The following is an 18,850-nucleotide window of genomic DNA, read 5'->3' on the forward strand; positions in this document are numbered from 1 at the left end:
GCCGCGGCGCCCTTGATGCGCACCATCTCCGGCTCACCCAGCACCGCGGCGCCCTCGACCAGCCGCGCCGTCGATTCGCTGACCATCACCCCGCCGGGCGGCGCTACAGATTCCATCCGCTGTGCCATCCCCACCTGTTCACCGATGGCGGTGTAACCCAATGCGCCGGAACCGATCTCACCGGCGATCACTTGGCCTGAATTCAGTCCCACCCGCAACCGCAGGCGGATTTCGTCGCGGTCGTCGACCTCGACCGCCAGACGTGTCACTTCCTCCTGAATGCCCAGCGCCGCCAGACATGCGCGTATAGCGTGATCCTCCAACGCCATCGGCGCGCCGAACACCGCCATGACGCCGTCGCCGGTGAACTTGTCCACCGTGCCGCCGTAGCGCTGCACGACGGCCGCCGCGCGCGCGACGAGTTCGGTCATGATCTCGCGCAAGCGTTCCGGACCCACCGTTGCGGCGATGTGCATCGATCCGACCACGTCGGCGAACAGCACCGTGACTTGCTTGTACTCGGCCGGCGTTCCCGACACAGCGGTCGGTGAGCCACACTCGTCGCAGAACTTCGCGGTAGGCCGCAACTCGGCGGCACACCTCGCGCAGGCCAACGCGGCCGTCATGCGCCTAACAATAAGGCGCTCAGCAGCTCAAGACGGCGCTATCGGCTGGATCGGTTGGGCTGGGCTCCTGCTGCCGGAACGTCGCCGGCTCCGTCCCGCTGGTCGATCGGGCCGCCTGCCCGCGGTGGGTCGCGCGGGCAGCGCGCCACATCATGCCCGGGCGCAGCAGCGCAGTTGGGGGGTCGACGAGCGAGGTCACTCTGGCGAACTGATCCAGGGCGACGGTGTCGTATTCGGTTGCGGTGAGCACACGGTCGACGTATCTGTTGAGCAACCGGGCGAGCAGCGTTGGTGCTCCGTCGGTTTCGGGCAAGTTGAGGTCCGGGCTGGTCGACAGTTGCCAGGCCTGACTGATGGGCGCCGCTGCGGCGCGGAAGAAACGCCGTGCCAAATCCGCTGTGCCCCGGGATAGACAGTCACTCAGCGCCGAAGCCTCCAGCGCCGCCACCGACATGCCCTGACCGTAGATCGGGTTGAAGCTGCAGACCGCGTCGCCGGTGACCAGCAGGCCCTCCGGGAATCGGCGCATCTTGTCATAGCGGCGCCATTGACTCGACGGCATACAGTGCCGTGCCGGCTCCCCGATGGGCTCGGCGGCTTTGACTGCCGCGAGCATGTGGGCCGGTGCGCAGTCCTTGACGAACTCGCACATCCCCGCCAAGTCGCGGGGCGATTCGCGGCCCGCTATACCCATCACGGTGAACACCCAGGTGTCGTTCTCGCAGTGCAACATGCCCAGGCCCCGCGGCCGGCCCGGCATGCACCCGACGACGAAGCCGAGCTCGTGCAGGGCATCGGGTGCGATGCTCAGTGCCTGGCTCACGTAGGTCACGTGCACCACGACGTGATCCTCGAGCGGGCGGCCGTAGCCCAGGCTATCCAGCCAGAAGGGGGTACGGGCGCCACGGCCGGTGGCGTCGACCACCAAATCGGCGTGCAGCGTGGACACTTCACGCGTGCGACGGTTGACCAACCGTGCGCCGGTGATGCGCCGGTGGTCGCGCGTCGCGGCCAACGCTACGACGTCATGCTCGTCGAGCAGCGCGACGTTGGGGAGGTCGCGCACCCGCGCGCGGACATGATCCTCCAGGAAGGGCCGGGTCACCAAGTATGCGTTGAATGAGGGTGCGCTGCCGCAGCGCACCATTTGGTGCCCGTTCAGGTTGTAGTACCACCGGGATAGATCTAGGCCGTCGGAGTAATGCGCACCGTCGGCGACCAGCTCATCGAGGATGCCAGGAAACATCTCGCCGATCACCTGAGCGCCGCGGGCCAGCAGGCCGTGGAGATGCCGACCCTGCGGCACGCCGCGGCGGGCGGCCCCCTTGTTGGGAAGGGTTTCGGGCAACGGGTCGCGCTCGACCACCGTCACCCTGTCGAAGAAGTCGGTCAGCGTCCGCGCGGTCAGCAGACCGGCCATACTCGCTCCGAACACGACCGCGTGATCGCCGATTTTGGCCTTCATCTCGGGCATAACCCACCGCCTTTGTCGAGCCGTCAGCTAACAAAAGCCATCATCGGGGCGCGGCGCGGGCGACGATAGCGTAGTCGAGTACGCGACGTACGCGACCGGTGCGCCCGGATCGCTCATCGGCCGACCGAAACGCTTCCAGCACCCCTCCGGGAACGGGTTTTGCGGTTAACTGCCGCCGCGCGGCGGTTTGGGCGATCATGAAGGGAAATCTGACGGCGCGGGAGATCGGCGGATGGTTAACCCGGTCAGCGAGGCCACCGGCCGATGTGGGTCGTGCGGTAACGACCTGCGCGCCAAAGCGCGGTTCTGCGATGTCTGCGGCTCTCCGGTCACCCCACGACCGGCCAGCGGCGAGCACAAGCAAGTAACGGTGTTGTTCGCAGATGTCGTCGGCTCGATGAAGCTCGCGGCCGCGCTGGACGCGGAACGGCTCCAAGAGATCATGAACGAGATGTTCAACCGTGCGGCCGCGGTGGTGCAGCGCTACCACGGAACCGTCGACAAGTTCACCGGCGACGGCTTGATGGCACTGTTCGGCGCCCCGGTGGCCCTAGAGGATCACGCGCTGCGGGCGTGTATTTCAGCCCTGGAGATCCACTCGGTCACCAAAGAGCTTGCCGCCGAGGTGCTTCGCCGTGACGGCGTCACCCTGCAGATCCGCGTCGGATTGAACTCGGGCGCAGTGATCGCCGGCGAAATCGGCTCGGGTGAAGGAAGATACACCGCCGTCGGCCATCCGGTCGGAATGGCGCAACGCATGGAGGCGGCCGCCCCTTCGGGCGGCGTCATGTGCTCGCTGTCCACGGCGCGCCTCGTCGAGGACGCTACCCGCCTCGGGCCCGTCGAAGACGTCCTCGTCAAGGGCGCCGACGCGCCCGTGCCCGCGCGCCGACTCCTCGGCATGGAATCCGAGCGGATGGTGTTGGGCCGCCAAGAAGGGCTGATGCTGGGCCGCGACGAGGAGATGGGCCGGTTGGGCAGTCTGTTCGACACCCATCCCGGCTGCCTGGTCGGGATCGTCGGACCTCCGGGGCTGGGCAAGAGCCGCCTGCTGCGGGAATTCACCGCGATCGCCGAGGGACAAGGCGCCGACATCGTCGTCGCCCGCTGCGAAGCCCACGCCAGCACGCTTGCGTTCCGGGCGTTGTCGCGCCTGCTGCGCGCCATGTTCGAGGTCGAAGGGCTCGGCGCCGCGGAGGCCCGTGACCTCACGAGTGCTCAATGCCCGGGGATGCTCGGGCCGCACTCCGTCGACGCGCAGATCCTGTTCGAGGCCATGGGCATCGCCGACACCACGGCACCTCACCTCGAGGTCAGCCCCGATGGTAGGCGCCGCCGGCTGATCGAAATCATGACGCATGCTGTTCGGGCACGCTCGGATCGAACCGTGTTCGCACTCGAGGATGCGCATTGGATCGACGAACCCAGCGACGAGGTGCTTGCCGATTTCGTCGACGCACTCGACGGGACGAGGTCGATATTCGTCATCACCTATCGACCGGAGTTCCGCGGGGCGCTGCACCGCCGATCGAACCACACGATGACGCTGCGGCCGCTACCCGAATCGACATCGGTCCGGCTGGTCCGCCAGCTCCTCGGGGGCGACCACTCGCTGGAGGCCCTGGACGAGCGAATCGCGAACGCGGTGGCGGGCAATCCATTCTTCGCCGAGGAGATCGTTCGCGACCTCGCCGGCCGCGGGTTACTGTCGGGCGGTCGGGGTGGCTACCGCCTGACAGGCGACGCGAACGAAATCGCCGTTCCCGCCACGGTGCAAGCGGTCCTTGCGGCCCGCATCGATAGGCTGCCCGCACCCACGAAGTCGATCCTGAACGCCGCGGCGGTAATCGGTAACCAGTTCGATGTGGACACATTGCACGCTCTGTCGCCGGAAAGCTCGTCCACGTGCTTGGCCGAGCTGGTGTCGGCCGAGTTGATCGATCAGATCGAATTCGTTCCGCGACAACGGTATTGCTTTCACCATCCGCTGGTGCGCACGGTTGCTTACGAGTCGCAGCTGAGCGCCGTCCGGGTGCGGGCCCACCGCCGGCTGGCCACCGCGATCGAGGCGCGCGACGCGGGCGCCGCCGACGACAATGCGGCATTGATTGCCGCGCACCTGGAGGCGGGAGGCGAGCTCGTCCAGGCCTACCGCTGGCATCTGCGCGCGGCGGAATGGCTTCGGCCGCGCGGTATCCGCGCGGCGCGTGCGGAGTGGGAGCGCGCGCGCCGTATCGCTGACGGGTTGAACGACGACCACGACGGTGTGACCGCCATGCGAATCACACCGCGCGCCATGCTGATTTCTACGGCGCTATACGTGAGCGACGCCGACGGCACCGACGATCTGTACCAAGAGCTTCATGACCTAACGGCGCGGTCCGGTGACCTGACATCGCTCGCGCTCGCGACCGCCGGACGCATCTGGTCGTTCAGCATCAACGACATTCGGGTTCCCGAGGCCGTGGCGCTGGCGTCGGAGCTCGAAGGCATGGTCAGCGTCATCGTGTGCGACGCGGCGACGAAGGCCATAATCCTCAACTCATTGGCCTTCATCCGTTTCGCCAACTGCGAATTCGACGCCGCGCTACGGGTCACCGACGCGATACTGGCACTGCCCGGCGATGTGCCCGCGAACGAAACGGTTGCGGCGCAAATCCTTCGCGGAATCATCGGCATGTGCCTCGGCGACTCCGATGCGGGTAGGCGGGATTTCCGGGAGGGCCTTGAACAAGCACATACGCTCGGCCCCCTCAACTATGCGACGATGTCGCATTACTCGGGAACGGTTGCGGTGTTAGGCCTGTGCAGGGCCGCCGACTTGGCCGACGGGACGCGGGATGCGTTGCGGTGCGCGGAATCCCTGGGCGACGTCAGCGGTATCATCGCCACGCTGTGGACCCATGGATCGGTCCTGCTGCGCATGGAGAACACGTCGCGCGACGAGGCGATCGCTCTGCTTGACCGCGCCCGCGTCCTGATCGAGGAGCACAAGCTCCATCACATCGGTATGACGAGCATTGCCGCGGATCTGGCGGTCGAAGCCGCGCGCCAGGGGCGAATCGACGAAGCGATCGACAGGCTTCGTCCCACATTCGCGCAGTATTTCGTCGATGGCAGCCGAGTCTTCGTGGGCTGTACGGCAGAGGCGCTCGTCGAGTTGCTGATCGAGCGAGGATCGATCGACGATCTCACCGAAGCCCACCAAATCGTCGAGCGGTGGCAGGCGCGGCCGGCCAGGATCGCGGCAACGGATCTGTGGTGGCTGAAATCCCGCGCGCTGTTGGCCGGGGCGGACGGCAACCCGGACGTCTACGCCGAACTGGCAAAGACATACCTCGCGTGCTGCACCAAACTCGATGCCCGCGGTCGGCTGCCCGAGGCGCACCGAATGGTCGACGAATCCCATGCGCCGGGGCGGGGCTGACGATGGCCACGATCCTGGCGTACACCTCGCCCGCGCTGGGGCACCTGTTGCCGATGAGCGCGCTGCTGTCGGAGCTGTCCAGCCGTGGGCACAGGGTTCACGTGCGGACACTTTCCGCCGGTGTGGAGATTGGCCGGCAGTTCGGATTCGGCACCGACGCGATCGATCCGCGCATCGAAGCGATTCAGCTCGAGGACGGGAAGGAAGCCACTCCCCGGGCCGCGCTCAAGAGCGGCGTCGCGACGTTTGGCCGGCGCGCCGCGCACGAGGTGGCCGATCTCGCGGACGCGATAACGCGGATCCGTCCGGACGCCCTGCTCGTCGACGTGAACTGCTGGGGAGCGCTGTCGGCGGCGGAGGCCGGTGAGATCCCCTGGGCGACCTTTGTGCCGTACACGCCGCCGCTGCGGTCGCCCGGCGTGCCACCGTTTGGTCCGGGCCTCAGACCGTTGTCGGGCGTGTTGGGCCGGTTGCGCGATGCCGCCGTGCGCGTCGTAGTGGTGCGCGCGCTGGAAAAGGTGATGCTGCCACCGATCAACACGATTCGTGCGGACCTCGATTTGCGGTCGGTCGCGTCGATCGACCAGTTTTTGCGTGGCGCGCCGCTGGTGCTGGTCGCCAGCGGCAAGCCGTTCCAGTATCCGCAAACGGATTGGGGTGACGCGGTACAGCTGATCGGGCCCTGCGCGGTCGATCCGGGGCCGCACACCGTCCCCGATTGGCTGGCAGCGATCGACAAGCCGATCGTGCTGGTCACAACCTCATCCGAGAAACAAGCCGACACCGACCTCGTCAGGACGGCGGTGACCGCGCTGCAGGATGAGCCGGTACACGTCGTCGCAACCCTGCCGGCCGGGCGACCGGACGAGATCGCCGCATCGCCCAACGCGACGATACTGCAGTTCATCCCGCACGGCATGGTGCTGGATCGGGCGGTGTGTGCCGTGACGCACGGCGGCATGGGGGCAACTCAAAAGGCGCTCGCCCATGGCATTCCGGTCTGCGTCGTGCCCTACGGGCGCGACCAACTCGAGGTCGCGTGCCGCGTCGAGGTGGCCCGGTGCGGCACCCGCCTGCCGGCAAAGAAGCTGTCACCGGCGCGGTTGCGCAGCAAAGTTCGAGAAGCGATGACGATGACCAATGGTGCGCGGCGGGTGGTGGCCGGCTTCCGGGCCACCGGCGGAACGGACCGCGGCGCGGACCTGTTTGAACAGCGCGTACTCGGCATCAACGTCGGATGACCTCAGCAAAGCGGGTGCCGGGTGTCCATCGACTCACCGAAACGGCGATAAATCGGCCCGCGGGATGCCTTCGCACCGTTATAGTCGCCGCGTGATCAGCGGCGACCCGCTGACCGGGCGCGACAGCGAATTGGAAATCATTCGCCGCGCCCTGAGCGGTTCTGGCAACCACTCCGGCGTGGTGATCGCCGGAGCCGCCGGTGTGGGCAAGACGAGGCTCGCCCGCGAGGTGCTGCGCCGTGCCGAGGCGTCGGGTGAGCACACGAAGTGGATCGTCGGCACCGAGTCGGCGCATGCGCTGCCCCTCGGGGCCTTCATCGGCGTGTTGGGTGGCGCCATGTTGGACCCGCTGGCCAATGTCCGGCGGGTGATCGAGTCGTTCGTCGCGCAACAGCGCCGGGCTCGCATGGTGCTCGGCGTTGATGACGCTCATTTGCTCGACGGGTTGTCCGCGTTTGTCGTTCACCAGCTGGCGCAGTCGGGCGGGGTGCGGCTGGTGGTGACGATGCGGACCGGCGGCGAGGGGCCCGACGCGGTGACGGCGTTATGGAAGGACGGGCTGCTTACTCGGCTCGATCTTGAACCGCTTTCAGCCGCGGCAACGCGCGAACTGATCGAAAGCACGCTCGGCGGCCCGGTCGATGCCCGCAGCGCGGCCCGGTTCCGGAAGCTGACCGGGGGAAACACCATGTTCCTGCGGCAGTTGCTGAGCGATCAGATAGCGGCCGGGCGAGTGCGGGAATCGGCCGGGGTGTGGATGTGGGACGGCGACGTCGCGGTCTCGGCGAGCCTGTCCGACGCGCTCGTGCGCCAGATGGGTCGGCTCAGCCCGGGGGTGGCGCTGGTGGTCGACACGCTGTCGCAGTGTGAGCCGTTGGCCGTCGATGTGCTGTGCGATGTGGTGCGCCGCCGTGACCTGTCGGTCGCCGAGAGCATGGGCCTGGTGAACGTCGAACGCACCGGTGGCGGCCTGACGGCCAGGCTGGCGCACCCGCTGTTCGGCGAGCTGCGCCGCGCGAGCGCGGGCGAGATGTATTTGTCGGGAATCCGGGGCAGGCTGGCGACGCGGTTGGCGAGAGACGGTGACGCCGACATGCAGACCACCGTGCGACGTGCGCTGCTGAGGCTCGAGTCGGACCTCGATCCCGAACCCGAGCTGTATCTGGAGTCGGCGCGGCATGCCATGACGCTGCTGGACCTGGATCTTGCGGACCGGTTCGCCACGGCGGCAACGCAAGCCGGTGCACGCGGGGCGGCCGGGGTGCGGGCAATGAACCTCGTGCTGCTCGGACGCGGCGAGCAGGCCGAGACGGCGCTGTGCGACATGGCGGATGCCGCCCTGCCCGACGGCCACCACTGGGCGACGGTGCGGGCCGCCAACCTGATCTGGATGCTCGGCAAGCCACAAGCCGCGGCGGTGATCCTGGACGGTCTTGCTCACCCGAATTCGGGGCCCGTCGAAACCCCGGCGCAGGTGGCGGAGCGTTTGGCGGTACAGGCGTGCCTGGACGCGGTGTCGGCGCGCTGCGCAGTTGCAGCCGAAGGGGCCAGGGCCGCTTTGGGTTTCGAGACTCTACCGGACTTTCACGCGATGATGGCGTCGCTTGCGTTGATCATGGCGATGGGGGCGCTGGGGGAGGTCGACGAGCTCGCGGGTGTGGCCGAGCAGGCGTTGCGGCGAGCGACGACGTCGTTCCAGGCCTCCCACATGCGATTCTGGTTCGGGGCGGTGTATGGCCGCGCCTGCCGGTTGACCGGTCGCATCGACGAATTCGTCGCCACGGCAAATCAATTGGCAGCATCGGCCCGTGAGCTTCCCGGCCTCGCGTATGCGAACCTGGCCCTCCTGTTGGGGAATGCCGACCTGGCTCGTGGCGCCGTCGCCGACGCGGCCCGGCTGGTACACGAAGCGCTTGCCGGGGCGGAAAGACACGCCGTCACAACGGGTTTGCGGGCGGCGAGCTACTTCGCCCTGGCGGAGGCGCACGCCAAGCTCGGACAGCCCGCCGAGGCGAACGACGCGGTCACCGGGGCGCGGTCCTGTGTGCCACCCGACTTCTTGTTCATGCACACCGCCCTCTCGCTGGCCGACGGGTGGGCGATGGCGGCGAGCGGCCGTTTGCGCGAGGCGGTGACGAGCGCCCATGAGGCCGCGCAACTCGCCCACGACCGCGACCAGCCCACCCACGAGCTGGTCTGCATACAGGCCGCGGCGCAATGGGGCGACGCGTCGCGGGCGGCGCGGGCACGAGAGCTCGCCCGGGCATTGTCGCTGCCACTGGCCGACGCCGTTGCGTCGCATGCGGAGAGCCTGCTGGCCGGGGATGGCGAGGGCCTGCTGGCCGCATCGTCGGCGTATCGGCGTATCGGCGATCGGGCCGCGGCCGCCGACGCTGCGGCGCAGGCCTCGGTTGCTTTCGACGAGAGCCAGCAGCATCGGCGCGGACTGTATGCCGCGGCGTTGGCCAAGGAATTGGCCGACAAATGTGGTGGTTTGTGCACGCCTGCGCTGCGGACCCGGGGAGGTCTCAAGCTCTCCGGCCGCCAGCGCGATGTCGTCGAGCTCGTCGTAGTCGGTCTGTCCAACCGCCAGATCGCCGAGAAGCTGGTGATGTCGGTGCGCACCGTGGAGGGCCACGTCTACCGGGCCTGCCAGCGGGTGGGGGCCGAGTCACGCGAGGAATTGGCCTCGATCATCCGTTCCGGCCCCGGCGCGTCCAGCTGACGCACTGCGCCCGCGCGCAATTCGAGTAGCCGACTACGCATGCGCAGCAACGACGACCGGTCATACCGTGCCCGCAACGACACAAGGAGTTGGCATGGTCGAGACGCTGGTTCAACCCGCAGCCGCCGCACTCGCGTTGGCGCCGAAGAATCCGCTGCCGTATTGGCGGCGACTCAGGGCGGTCCGGTCGTACATCGATGGATTACAGACGCTGGTGGACGCCGGCGGACCCGTCACCCGGATCGTGCTCGGACCCAAATGGCTGTTACCGAACGTCGTGCTGATCGCCAGCCCGCAGGGCGCTCGTGACCTGTTGGGCCGCACCGACGAGGTCGCCGACCGGGGCCGCACCCGCACCATGGTCGAAATGCGAGCGCTGATGGGTGGCAACCTGCTCGACCTTCCGCACGAGCGCTGGCTACCGCGGCGGCGCACGCTGCAGCCGATATTCACGAAGCGCCATGTGCCCCGCTACGCGGGACACATGGCCGCGGCGGCGCAATCCGTGGCCGACGGTTGGCGTGACAGCGCGGTCGTGGACCTCGACGCCGAGTGCCGCAAGCTGACCCTGCGCGCGCTGGGGCGCTCGGTGCTCGGGCTGGACCTCGACGAGCGTGCCGACGAGATTGGTTGGGCCCTGCGGACTTCATTGGAATGGGTGGCCGATCGCGCGGCGCGCCCGGTGAACCTGCCGCGGTGGCTGCCGACCAGGGGCCAGCGCGCGGCACGCCGCGCCAACGACAGCCTGCACCGGCTGGCGGCCGAAATCCTGCACGAAGTTCGCGTCGACCCCGACCGCGATGCCCCCTTGGTGCGCGCCCTCATCGACGCGATCGATCCGGAGACCGGTCGGCCGCTGCCCGACGACGAGATCTGTCACGAGCTGGTGCTGTTCATGCTCGCGGGCCACGACACCACCTCGACCACGCTGACTTACGCGCTGTGGTCGCTGGGGCACCACCGCGACATCCAGGACCGGGTGCGTGCGGAGATTGCCGCGCTGGGGGAGCGGGCGCTGACCCCGGACGACGTGCCCGCGCTCGACATGACCGTGCGGGTGTTGCACGAGGCGCTGCGGTTGTGTCCGCCCGCGGCGGGGACGATGCGCGCGCCCACCCGCGACATCGTGGTGGACGGCCACCTCGTCGAGGCCGAGACCATGGCCCTGGTGAGCTTCTATGCGCTGCACCGAGACCCGGCGCTGTGGGAGGAGCCGGAGCGTTTCGATCCGGACCGCTTCCTTGCGGAGCGGTCCAAGGGCCGAAGTCGTTGGCAGTACCTGCCCTTCGGCGGCGGGCCACGCTCATGCGTCGGCGACCACTTCGCGATGCTGGAGGCCACACTCGCGCTGGCCACCGTCGTCCGCGCCGCCGAGATCGAGTCCCTCGACGAAAACTTCCCGCTGGCAACACCATTCACGGTGGTCGCCGCCGCACCCATTCGCGCCCGTATCGGCACCAACGAAATCACCAGGAGGTAGCGATGAAGTACGTAGTGACCTGGACGTATCGCCTCAACGGTTCGGCGGTGGAGAACGACGAATCGCTGCGACGCGGTTTGGCCGCGTTCACCAAGTGGTCGCAGCCGCCGAGCACCACATATCACCAGTTCGTCGGCCGCGTCGACGGCGGCGGCGGATTCGCGGTGGTGGAAACCGACAACCCGGCCGACTTGGTCGAAACCACAGGGCAATTCGCCACCATCCTCGACTACCAGATCTATCCGGTCGTCGACATCGCCCAAGCGGCGCAGGCGCTGCAGCGGGGCGTGGAGTTCAGGGAGGCCGTCGGCTGACTACGCGCCCCAACTAGAGGCCCAGCAGCCGCGCCGACACCCACAGCGCGAGCACCGCCACCCCCAGGGACGCGGGCACGGTGCACACGCCGAGGCGGGTGTATTCGCCGACGCCGGCGTCGACGTCGTGGCTGCGCAGCACGCGTCGCCACAACAGGTTCGACAGCGAACCGACGTAGGTGAGGTTGGGGCCGATGTTGACTCCGATCAGCACCGCCAGCACCGCGACCGGCCCGGCCGGTGCGACCAGCGGCAGTAACACCAGTGTGGCCGGCAGGTTGTTGACGACGTTGGCCAGCACGGCCGCGATCGCGGCGATCGCCAGCAAGGCGGCCAGGCCCGAACCCGACGGCAGCACCGCCGACATCGCCCGGTCCATCCCGTTGAGCATGACCGCCCGCACCACGACGCCCAGCGCCAACACGAACACCAGGAACGCCACATTGACCGAGCGCACGATGTCGAACACCGAGGTGTGCCGACGGCGCAGGCTGCGCACCGCCAGCACCGTGGCGCCGCACAGCGCCACCCAGGCCGGCGCCAGCCCCACGGACTGGGCGACCGCGAACCCCGCGAGCGTCAACGCCACCACCACCAACACGAACACCGGCGGGCGCGGTGGCGCGCCGAGTCGCTCGGGATCCGGCTGCACCCGCAGGTCTTCGGCGAAGAACCACCGGAAGATCAGGTAGACGGTGGCGACCGCGCCCAGCCACGGCAGCGCCATCACCAGCGTGAACTTGGTGAACGAGAGGTTGGCCGTGTGGAAGGCCAGCAGGTTGGTCAGGTTCGACACCGGCAGCAACAGCGAGGCGCCGTTGGCCAGATGGGCGGTCGCGTAGGCGTACGGCCGCACCGGGGTGCGCTGTCGGCGCACCGCCGCGAGCACCACCGGGGTCAGCAACACCACGGCGGCATCCAGGCTCAGCACGGCGGTGATCACCGAGGCGATCACGAACACCCGCCGCAGTAGGGCGCCCGACCCGACGCGTCCCCGCGCGATCGCCGCACCCGCGGCCTCGAACAGCCCCTCGTCGTCGCACAGCTTGGCCAGCACCAGCACCGCGCCCAGGAACGCGACCACCCCGGACAGCTCGGCGATCTCCTTTTCGGCCTGATGAACCGAGATCGCGCCGATCCCAATCAGGATGAGGGCGGCCGGAACCGCCGCCAGCGCCTCCGGCCAGCCCCGTGGGCGCGCGACGGCGAACCCCAGGACGACGGCAAGCAGCAACAGCGCAACGGTCAGTGCCAAAATCGGGACCGCTTCACTGCCAAGGATTTTCCCGCCGCCACACCGTCGGCAGGTGCAGCGCGACCCCGTCGCCGGTGGCCAGCTCATCGAGGATGCGGATGGAGACGTCCAGGTCGTCGCCCGCATAGGGCAAGGCGCGCAACGGCTTTGTCAGCGGGCGGAAGAAATCGTCCCAGTGAATGAGGATCACCCGGCGGGCGCCCACCGCGCGGACGGTCTGGGTCCAGTAGTCGACCAGATACGACCGCGGCTGCAGCCCCAGCTGCCCGACGGACAGGTAGACAGCGTCGGCGCGGTGGCCGGCCAGCGCCCCCTCGACGAAGCCGGCGCTGCCCTGGATCAGCAGCCGCCGACCCGTCGGACGGTGGTGCACCAACGTCGACCACGACTCCCCGCAGCGGTACGCCGCCGCCTTCACCGGGGTGATCAGCGGTTCGCCGATCACCCCGGGATACCGGTCGGGCGGGCAGTGGTGGGACTCCACCAGCGTTATTTCATAGGCACCCAACTGAATTGGCTGCCCACCGACCGCGACGACGATCCGGTTTTCCGGCAGGCCATAGCCGCGCCCGACGTTGGCCGCGGACTGGCCGCCGACCAGCTGCGCACCGGTACGGTCGGCGACCAGTGCGGAGTCCAGCACGTGGTCGATGTGGGTGTGCACCGGGATGACGGCCGCCAGTCGCGACACCTTGGCCCGGGCCAGGCATCCGTCGACCCGGGCCGGTGATGGCGCCACGGTGCCGGCCGCGACCTTGGCCAGGCTCGGCCGGGAGAAGTAACCGTCGGTCATCAACGCCGACGAGCCGTCGTCGATCAGCAGCGTCGCCACGCCCATCCAGGTCACCGAGAGCGCGTCGGGTTCGGCCGCGGGGGCGTCGAATCGTCCCGCATACCGGGCGATGTCGGGGCGGCCGAGTTTCAGCCGCATCAGCAGAAGGCCCGGATGTCGGTGCCCGCTGTGGCGAGGCGATCGCGAACCGCGGCGGCGATCTGCGCCGCTCCCGGCGAATCACCGTGCACGCAAACAGATTCCACGTTCACATCGAGCTGGCTTCCGTCGATGGCGGTGAGCTTCCCCGAGGTCACCATGGCCGCCACCCGATCGGCGATCGCCGCCGGGTCGTGTAGCACCGCACCTGGTTCACGACGCGAGACCAAATGTCCGTCCGGCCGGTAGGCCCGATCGGCGCACACCTCGGAGACCGTGCGCAGGTCGCGGCGGGCCGCCTCGTCGAAGAACACCGAACCGGCGATGCCCAGCACCGGTAGGCCGGCGTCCACCAGCCGCACCGCCTCGGCGACCGCGGCGGCCTGCTGGGTGTTAGTCACGATCGTGTTGTACAGCGCCCCATGCGGTTTGACGTAGGACACGACAGAGCCGGACGCGTGCGCGATCGCCTGCAGCGCGCCGATCTGATACACCACGTCGGCGATCAGGTCTTCGGACGTGACGTCGATGAAGCGCCTGCCGAAGCCGGCCAGGTCCCGATAGCTGACCTGCGCTCCGATGCGCACACCACGCCGGGCGGCCGATCGGCATACCCGCAACAGGCCGGCGGGGTCCCCGGCGTGGAAACCGCACGCCACGTTGGCGCTGGTGACGATGTCGAGCATGGCGTCATCGTCACCGAGGCGCCAGACGCCGAAGCCCTCGCCCAGGTCGGCGTTGAGGTCGATACCGGCCACCCGCCCAGCTTATGGGTGCGCCTCGCCGACCGCCTAGGTTGGATCGCCCGCTTCCTCCTCACGCCGCGAAGCGGCGTGCATCGTCACCGGGCTAGGCGGAAGCCTCGCGTCGGCGCCCCACCAGCCAGCAGAGAAGGTAGATCAAAAACGAGATGCTCGCGACGAACACCGACACCGGCACGCCGGGCGCCAGCGACAACACGATCCCGCCCACCGCGGCCACCTCGGCGAATAGCACGGAGGTCAGCATCGCCGCCCCCGGTGAGGTGACCACCCGGGCCGCCGCGGCGGCCGGCGTGATCAGCAGCGACATCACCAGCAGCGCCCCGACGATCTGCACCGCCTGAGCCGCCACCACACCGACCAATGCGGCGAACACGATGCCCAGCGCGTGGACCGGCACGCCGCGGGCCGCGGCGACGTCGGGGTCGACGGTGGCGAACAGCAGTGGGCGATAACAGGTTGCCAGCACGGCGATGACGAGCGCGCAGACCAGCGCCAGCATGGTCAGCCCCGTGTAGCCGACGCCGACGATCTGGCCGGTCAGCAGGGCGAAACTGGTCGACGTCCGGCCCGGGTAGAGGTGGATGAACAACACCGCCAGGCCCAAACCGAACGCCAGCACCACCCCGATCACGGAGTCGCGTTCCCGGGCGCGCCGGCCGAGCACGCCGAACAGCGCCGCCGCCAGGGCGCTGCCGATCAGCGCGCCCACGCCCACCCCGAATCCGACCAGCAGCGCGAAAGCTGCTCCGGTCAGCGACAATTCGCTGGATCCGTGCACGGCGAACGACATCTGCCGCATCACGATGAACGGCCCGATCAGCCCGGCCACCAACCCGAGTAGGGCGGCCGCCACCAGCGCCTGCTGCACGAAGTCGTGGCCGAGGAGATGCGCGGTGATGTCGAACGAGAAGAGGTGGTTTCCCATCTCGGCGAGCCGATTCTCCATCAGCCGTGCCCGTCGCCGCGTTCGCCGGCCACCACGTAGCCGTCCTTGACCTTCACCACCTGGATGTCGGATCGATACAGCGCCGAAAGCGTCTGGCTGGTCATCACCTCTTCGACCGTGCCGACCCTGAATCGGCCGTCGACCAGATACAGCAGCCGGTCCACATACGGCAGGATCGGGTTGATTTCGTGGGTGACGACGATGACGGTAGTCCCCGCCTCCCGGCGGCGCCGCTCGATCAACGCCGAAACCAGCTTCGCGTTCGCCGGGTCCAGCGTCAGCAGGGGTTCGTCGCAGAGCAGCAGCATCGGGTCGCTGACCAGGGACTGTGCGATGCGCACCCGCTGCAGTTCGCCACCCGACATCACGCCGACCCGGACATCCGCCAGCTGTTCGCCGTTGACCTGGCTCAGCGCTTGGGCGACGGCCGCGCGCCGGCGGGCCCGATCGCGGGACCGCAGGGGGATCGCGCCCCAGCGTCCCCCGTCGATACCCAGCCGAACCAGGTCCCGTCCCCGCAGCATCACGTCGTGGTCCAGTGGACGGTGTTGCGGCACATAGCCGATGCGCGCGCTGCCCGAGGTGATCGGCTTTCCGTCCACCAGCCCGACGCCGGCGCTGAGCGACAGCTGCCCGAGCAGCACGTTCAGCAACGACGTCTTGCCGCTCCCATTGGGGCCGAGCACCGCGATGAATTCGCCCCGCGACACCGACAGGTCCAGGTGATCCCACAACACGCGGTCACCGAACGCCAGGCGGGCGCCGCGCAGCGAAACGGTGTCCGCGTGGCGGTCGACGGCCGGGGCCGTTTCGAGGCTCACGGCTGTACGGGCCGGCTCGACTGCAGCGCGGCCATCAGTTGGTTGACCGTATTGCGTTGCCAGCTCAGGTAATCCGTGCCGTCAGGCAGGGTCTCGGCCACTTCGGCGACCGGCACGCCCGCGCGCCGCGCGGTATCGCGCAGGCTGGTGATCGCGGTGGTGGAGGTTTGCGGGTTGACCACCAGGGCCGACACTTGACGCCGGTTGATCAGGTCGAGGACCAACGCCAGATCGGCCGGCGCCGGGTCGGTCTCGTTCTCGATGGCCGCCGCGAAGGCGGGTGGCGTCCGGTTCAGCAGACCGGACGCCTTCAGCAGGTAGAACGCGACCGGTTCGGTCGCCACGACCGAGGTGTGGGGATAGGTGGTGGCGACGGTGTGTTCGGTGCCGGCGATGGTGTCGGCGTCGCGGCCGAATGCGGCGGCGTTGGCGCGGTATTCCGCGGCGTTGCCCGGGTCGATCGTCGTGAGCCGGTCGGCGATCGTGGCGGCCACCGACTTGGCGACGCTCAGGTTGTAGAAGACGTGCTCGTTGCGTGGTTGCCCGTCGTTCTCGAGAAGCGAGTAGGCATTGACCGCCTTGGCGCCGGGCTGGCGGGCCAGCACGTCGTCGACCCATCCGTCGTAGCCGCCGCCGTTGAAGACGACCAGGGCGGCATCGGCGATCGCGGCGGCGTCCGAGGCACTGGCCTCATAGGAGTGCGGGTCGGTTTCCGCCCCGCTCAGGATCGACTTGACCGCCACATGGGCGCCCGCGACCGCCCGGGCCACGCTGCCCCACACATCGGTGGACGCGACGACGGCGGCCGCATGCGGATGCGCCGGATGCCCACCGCAGCCGGCGAGCGCCGACGCGCCGGCCAGGGTCAGAACGGCCGCCAGCCAACGCGCCCCATGGGCGAGCGTCGTTCGCTCCCGCGTCAGTGCCACGCGCACGTCCGATTTCCTCCCGCCCGCCAGCAGCCGATCCACAATACTAATGAAAATCGTTTCCATTACAAAGCCGCGGGCGGAAGCGTATGGGCCGGGCACCGATCCGCTGTAGCGTCACCGACCGTGAGCCCCACACCGCGCCGGCGTGCGACCCTGGCGTCGGTGGCGGACGAGCTCAAGGTTTCGCGCACGACGATCTCGAACGCGTTCAACCGCCCCGATCAGCTCTCCGCCGACCTGCGCGAACGCGTGCTCGCGACGGCCAAGCGGCTGGGATACGCCGGCCCCGACCCGGTGGCGCGATCGTTGCGGACCCGCAAGGCCGGCGCGGTCGGTCTGGTGATGGCCGAACCGCTGACCTATTTCTTCAGTGACCCCGCCGCCCGGGATTTCGTCACCGGGGTGGCGCAGTCGTGCGAGGCGGTGGGGCAGGGGCTGCTGCTGGTCGCCGTCGGGCCCAGCCGCAGCCTCAAAGAGGGTGCGGACGCGGTGCTTTCGGCCGGCGTGGACGGCTTCGTGGTGTATGCGGTGTGCGACGACGATCCCTATCTGCAGGTGGTGTTGCAGCGAAGGCTGCCGATCGTGGTGGTCGATCAGCCCAAGGGTCTCGCCGGCGTCTCGCGGGTGGGGATCGACGACCGCGCGGCGATGCGCGAGCTCGCCGACTACGTGCTCGGCCTGGGGCATCGCGAGATCGGGCTGCTGACCATGCGGCTGGGCCGCGACCGGCGCCAGGGCCTGGTGGACGCGGACCGGTTGCGCTCGCCCGCCTTCGACGTGCAACGCGAGCGCATCGTCGGCGTGTGGGAGGCGATGACGGCCGCCGGCATCGACCCGGATTCGCTGACCGTGGTGGAAAGCTACGAGCACCTGGCCGAATCGGGTGGCAGGGCCGCCAAGGTCGCGCTGGAAACCAATCCGCGGATCACCGCGCTGATGTGCACCGCGGACATCTTGGCCCTGTCCGCCATGGATTACCTGCGGGCACACGGGATTTACGTGCCGGGCCAGCTGACCGTCACCGGATTCGACGGTGTGCCCGACGCCATCAACCGCGGCTTGACCACGGTGTCGCAGCCGAGCTTGCAGAAGGGCCGCCGAGCGGGCGAGCTGTTGTTGAAGCCGCCGGGTTCGGGTCTGCCGGTGGTCGAGCTTCTGGACACCGAGCTCGTTCGCGGCCGCACCGCCGGTCCGCCGGCGTGAGCCCCGCTACTTCGAACCTTGGTCGCCGATCAGCAACCGCACGGCCAACTCCAGCCGATTGCTGACATCCGTGGCCGACGCCCGGCGGGTGAGCCAGGCGAGCAGGTTGTTCGTCCAAACGTCTGAAATCACCCGCGCGACTTGGTATTGGTGCTCGGTCGGTTCGCCGTCGGCCATCGCGCGCGCGAACATGCCGTCGATGAGCTTTTCGACCTGGTCGACCTCGCTGGCCGCCGACGCGTCGGCGAAGACGTAGGCGCGCGTCATCGCCTCGGTCAGGAGCGGATTGCGTTGCATCGCGCGGTTGAGCTTGCCCACCATGAAGTTCAGCCGCTGGAAGGGCGTCCCCCCCGTCATCGCCGAGCGGTCCGTCTTGGCGTCGATGCGGCCGAATTCGCGGCCCAGCGCCGACACCAGCAGGTGCACCTTCGACGGGAAATACCGGTACAGCGTCCCCACCGCCACGTCGGCCCGATCCGCCACCGCGCGCATCTGAACAGCCTCGTAGCCGCCCTTGGACGCGATCGCCATGGTGGCGTCCAAGATGCGCTTGCGGCGTTCCCGCTGCGCCTCCGAGCCGAGTTCGGACTCCGCCAGTACCGCCACGTTTATGACCTCGCGCGGCCGCGAGTCAGAAACGCGGCTCGAATTGGCCTTCGAAGTGGCCCTCGAAGCGGCCTTGGCGTTGGCGCTAGCTGGCATGTGACGGTT

The 18,850-nt window shown here is 68.7% G+C and carries 15 protein-coding genes; 6 read left to right on the forward strand and 9 right to left on the reverse strand.

Annotated elements, in window-relative coordinates:
- Window positions 1-626: adenylate/guanylate cyclase domain-containing protein (locus Q0W90_RS07350; protein WP_297773853.1), on the reverse strand; the 626-nt coding region annotated here is incomplete at its 3' end.
- 19 nt (window positions 627-645) lie between these two features.
- Window positions 646-2,100, reverse strand: coding sequence for a 2-polyprenyl-6-methoxyphenol hydroxylase-like oxidoreductase (locus Q0W90_RS07355; RefSeq protein ID WP_297598784.1), 1,455 nt, complete (start codon window positions 2,098-2,100; stop codon window positions 646-648).
- A gap of 232 nt (window positions 2,101-2,332) precedes the next feature.
- Here Q0W90_RS07355 and Q0W90_RS07360 point away from each other — a divergent pair, with 232 nt between their 5' ends.
- The 5 genes from Q0W90_RS07360 to Q0W90_RS07380 all read left to right on the forward strand — a co-directional run bounded on the left by Q0W90_RS07360 (window position 2,333) and on the right by Q0W90_RS07380 (window position 11,287).
- Window positions 2,333-5,527 carry an adenylate/guanylate cyclase domain-containing protein gene (locus Q0W90_RS07360; protein ID WP_297773857.1) on the forward strand — a complete coding sequence of 1,065 codons (3,195 nt, stop codon included), beginning with the start codon at window positions 2,333-2,335 and terminating at the stop codon, window positions 5,525-5,527.
- A 2-nt stretch (window positions 5,528-5,529) separates the two neighbouring features.
- Complete coding sequence (locus Q0W90_RS07365) at window positions 5,530-6,768, forward strand: nucleotide disphospho-sugar-binding domain-containing protein (protein ID WP_297701299.1); 1,239 nt, start codon at window positions 5,530-5,532, stop codon at window positions 6,766-6,768.
- A 91-nt stretch (window positions 6,769-6,859) separates the two neighbouring features.
- Window positions 6,860-9,493, forward strand: coding sequence for a LuxR family transcriptional regulator (locus Q0W90_RS07370; RefSeq protein ID WP_297600273.1), 2,634 nt, complete (start codon window positions 6,860-6,862; stop codon window positions 9,491-9,493).
- 94 nt (window positions 9,494-9,587) lie between these two features.
- Window positions 9,588-10,973, forward strand: a complete 1,386-nt coding sequence (locus Q0W90_RS07375) for a cytochrome P450 (RefSeq protein ID WP_297773861.1) — start codon at window positions 9,588-9,590, stop codon at window positions 10,971-10,973.
- A gap of 2 nt (window positions 10,974-10,975) precedes the next feature.
- Entirely contained in the window at window positions 10,976-11,287 is a 312-nt protein-coding gene (locus Q0W90_RS07380) for a DUF3303 family protein (protein WP_297600280.1), read from the forward strand.
- 13 nt (window positions 11,288-11,300) lie between these two features.
- On the opposite strand, the gene Q0W90_RS07385 is transcribed toward Q0W90_RS07380, so the two are convergent.
- From Q0W90_RS07385 to Q0W90_RS07410, 6 genes are all read right to left on the reverse strand, one after another.
- Entirely contained in the window at window positions 11,301-12,542 is a 1,242-nt protein-coding gene (locus tag Q0W90_RS07385) for an SLC13 family permease (RefSeq protein ID WP_297600283.1), read from the reverse strand.
- A 13-nt stretch (window positions 12,543-12,555) separates the two neighbouring features.
- Window positions 12,556-13,473, reverse strand: coding sequence for an MBL fold metallo-hydrolase (locus tag Q0W90_RS07390; RefSeq protein ID WP_297600287.1), 918 nt, complete (start codon window positions 13,471-13,473; stop codon window positions 12,556-12,558).
- Entirely contained in the window at window positions 13,473-14,231 is a 759-nt protein-coding gene (locus Q0W90_RS07395; RefSeq protein WP_297773865.1) for a 5-oxoprolinase subunit PxpA, read from the reverse strand. The genes Q0W90_RS07390 and Q0W90_RS07395 overlap by 1 nt, the downstream gene beginning before the upstream one ends.
- A gap of 91 nt (window positions 14,232-14,322) precedes the next feature.
- Window positions 14,323-15,183 (reverse strand): metal ABC transporter permease, encoded by an 861-nt coding sequence (locus tag Q0W90_RS07400; RefSeq protein WP_297594769.1) that lies wholly within the window; start codon window positions 15,181-15,183, stop codon window positions 14,323-14,325.
- The gene (locus Q0W90_RS07405) at window positions 15,183-16,004 is read right to left on the reverse strand and encodes a metal ABC transporter ATP-binding protein (RefSeq protein WP_297700741.1); all 822 of its coding nucleotides are present in this window, start codon (window positions 16,002-16,004) and stop codon (window positions 15,183-15,185) included. The genes Q0W90_RS07400 and Q0W90_RS07405 overlap by 1 nt, the downstream gene beginning before the upstream one ends.
- On the reverse strand, window positions 16,001-16,939 hold the full coding sequence (locus tag Q0W90_RS07410; RefSeq protein WP_297594766.1) for a zinc ABC transporter substrate-binding protein: 939 nt from the start codon (window positions 16,937-16,939) through the stop codon (window positions 16,001-16,003). Before Q0W90_RS07410 ends, Q0W90_RS07405 begins: the two co-directional genes overlap by 4 nt.
- A gap of 120 nt (window positions 16,940-17,059) precedes the next feature.
- On the opposite strand from Q0W90_RS07410, the gene Q0W90_RS07415 reads away from it, so the two are divergent.
- Window positions 17,060-18,139, forward strand: coding sequence for a LacI family DNA-binding transcriptional regulator (locus Q0W90_RS07415; RefSeq protein ID WP_297594764.1), 1,080 nt, complete (start codon window positions 17,060-17,062; stop codon window positions 18,137-18,139).
- A 6-nt stretch (window positions 18,140-18,145) separates the two neighbouring features.
- On the opposite strand, the gene kstR is transcribed toward Q0W90_RS07415, so the two are convergent.
- The gene (gene kstR, locus Q0W90_RS07420) at window positions 18,146-18,745 is read right to left on the reverse strand and encodes a cholesterol catabolism transcriptional regulator KstR (protein ID WP_297594762.1); all 600 of its coding nucleotides are present in this window, start codon (window positions 18,743-18,745) and stop codon (window positions 18,146-18,148) included.
- Between the last annotated feature and the right edge of the window lie 105 nt (window positions 18,746-18,850).

It is taken from the genome of Mycobacterium sp. (assembly GCF_025933915.1).
In the GTDB taxonomy this organism is placed as follows: domain Bacteria; phylum Actinomycetota; class Actinomycetes; order Mycobacteriales; family Mycobacteriaceae; genus Mycobacterium.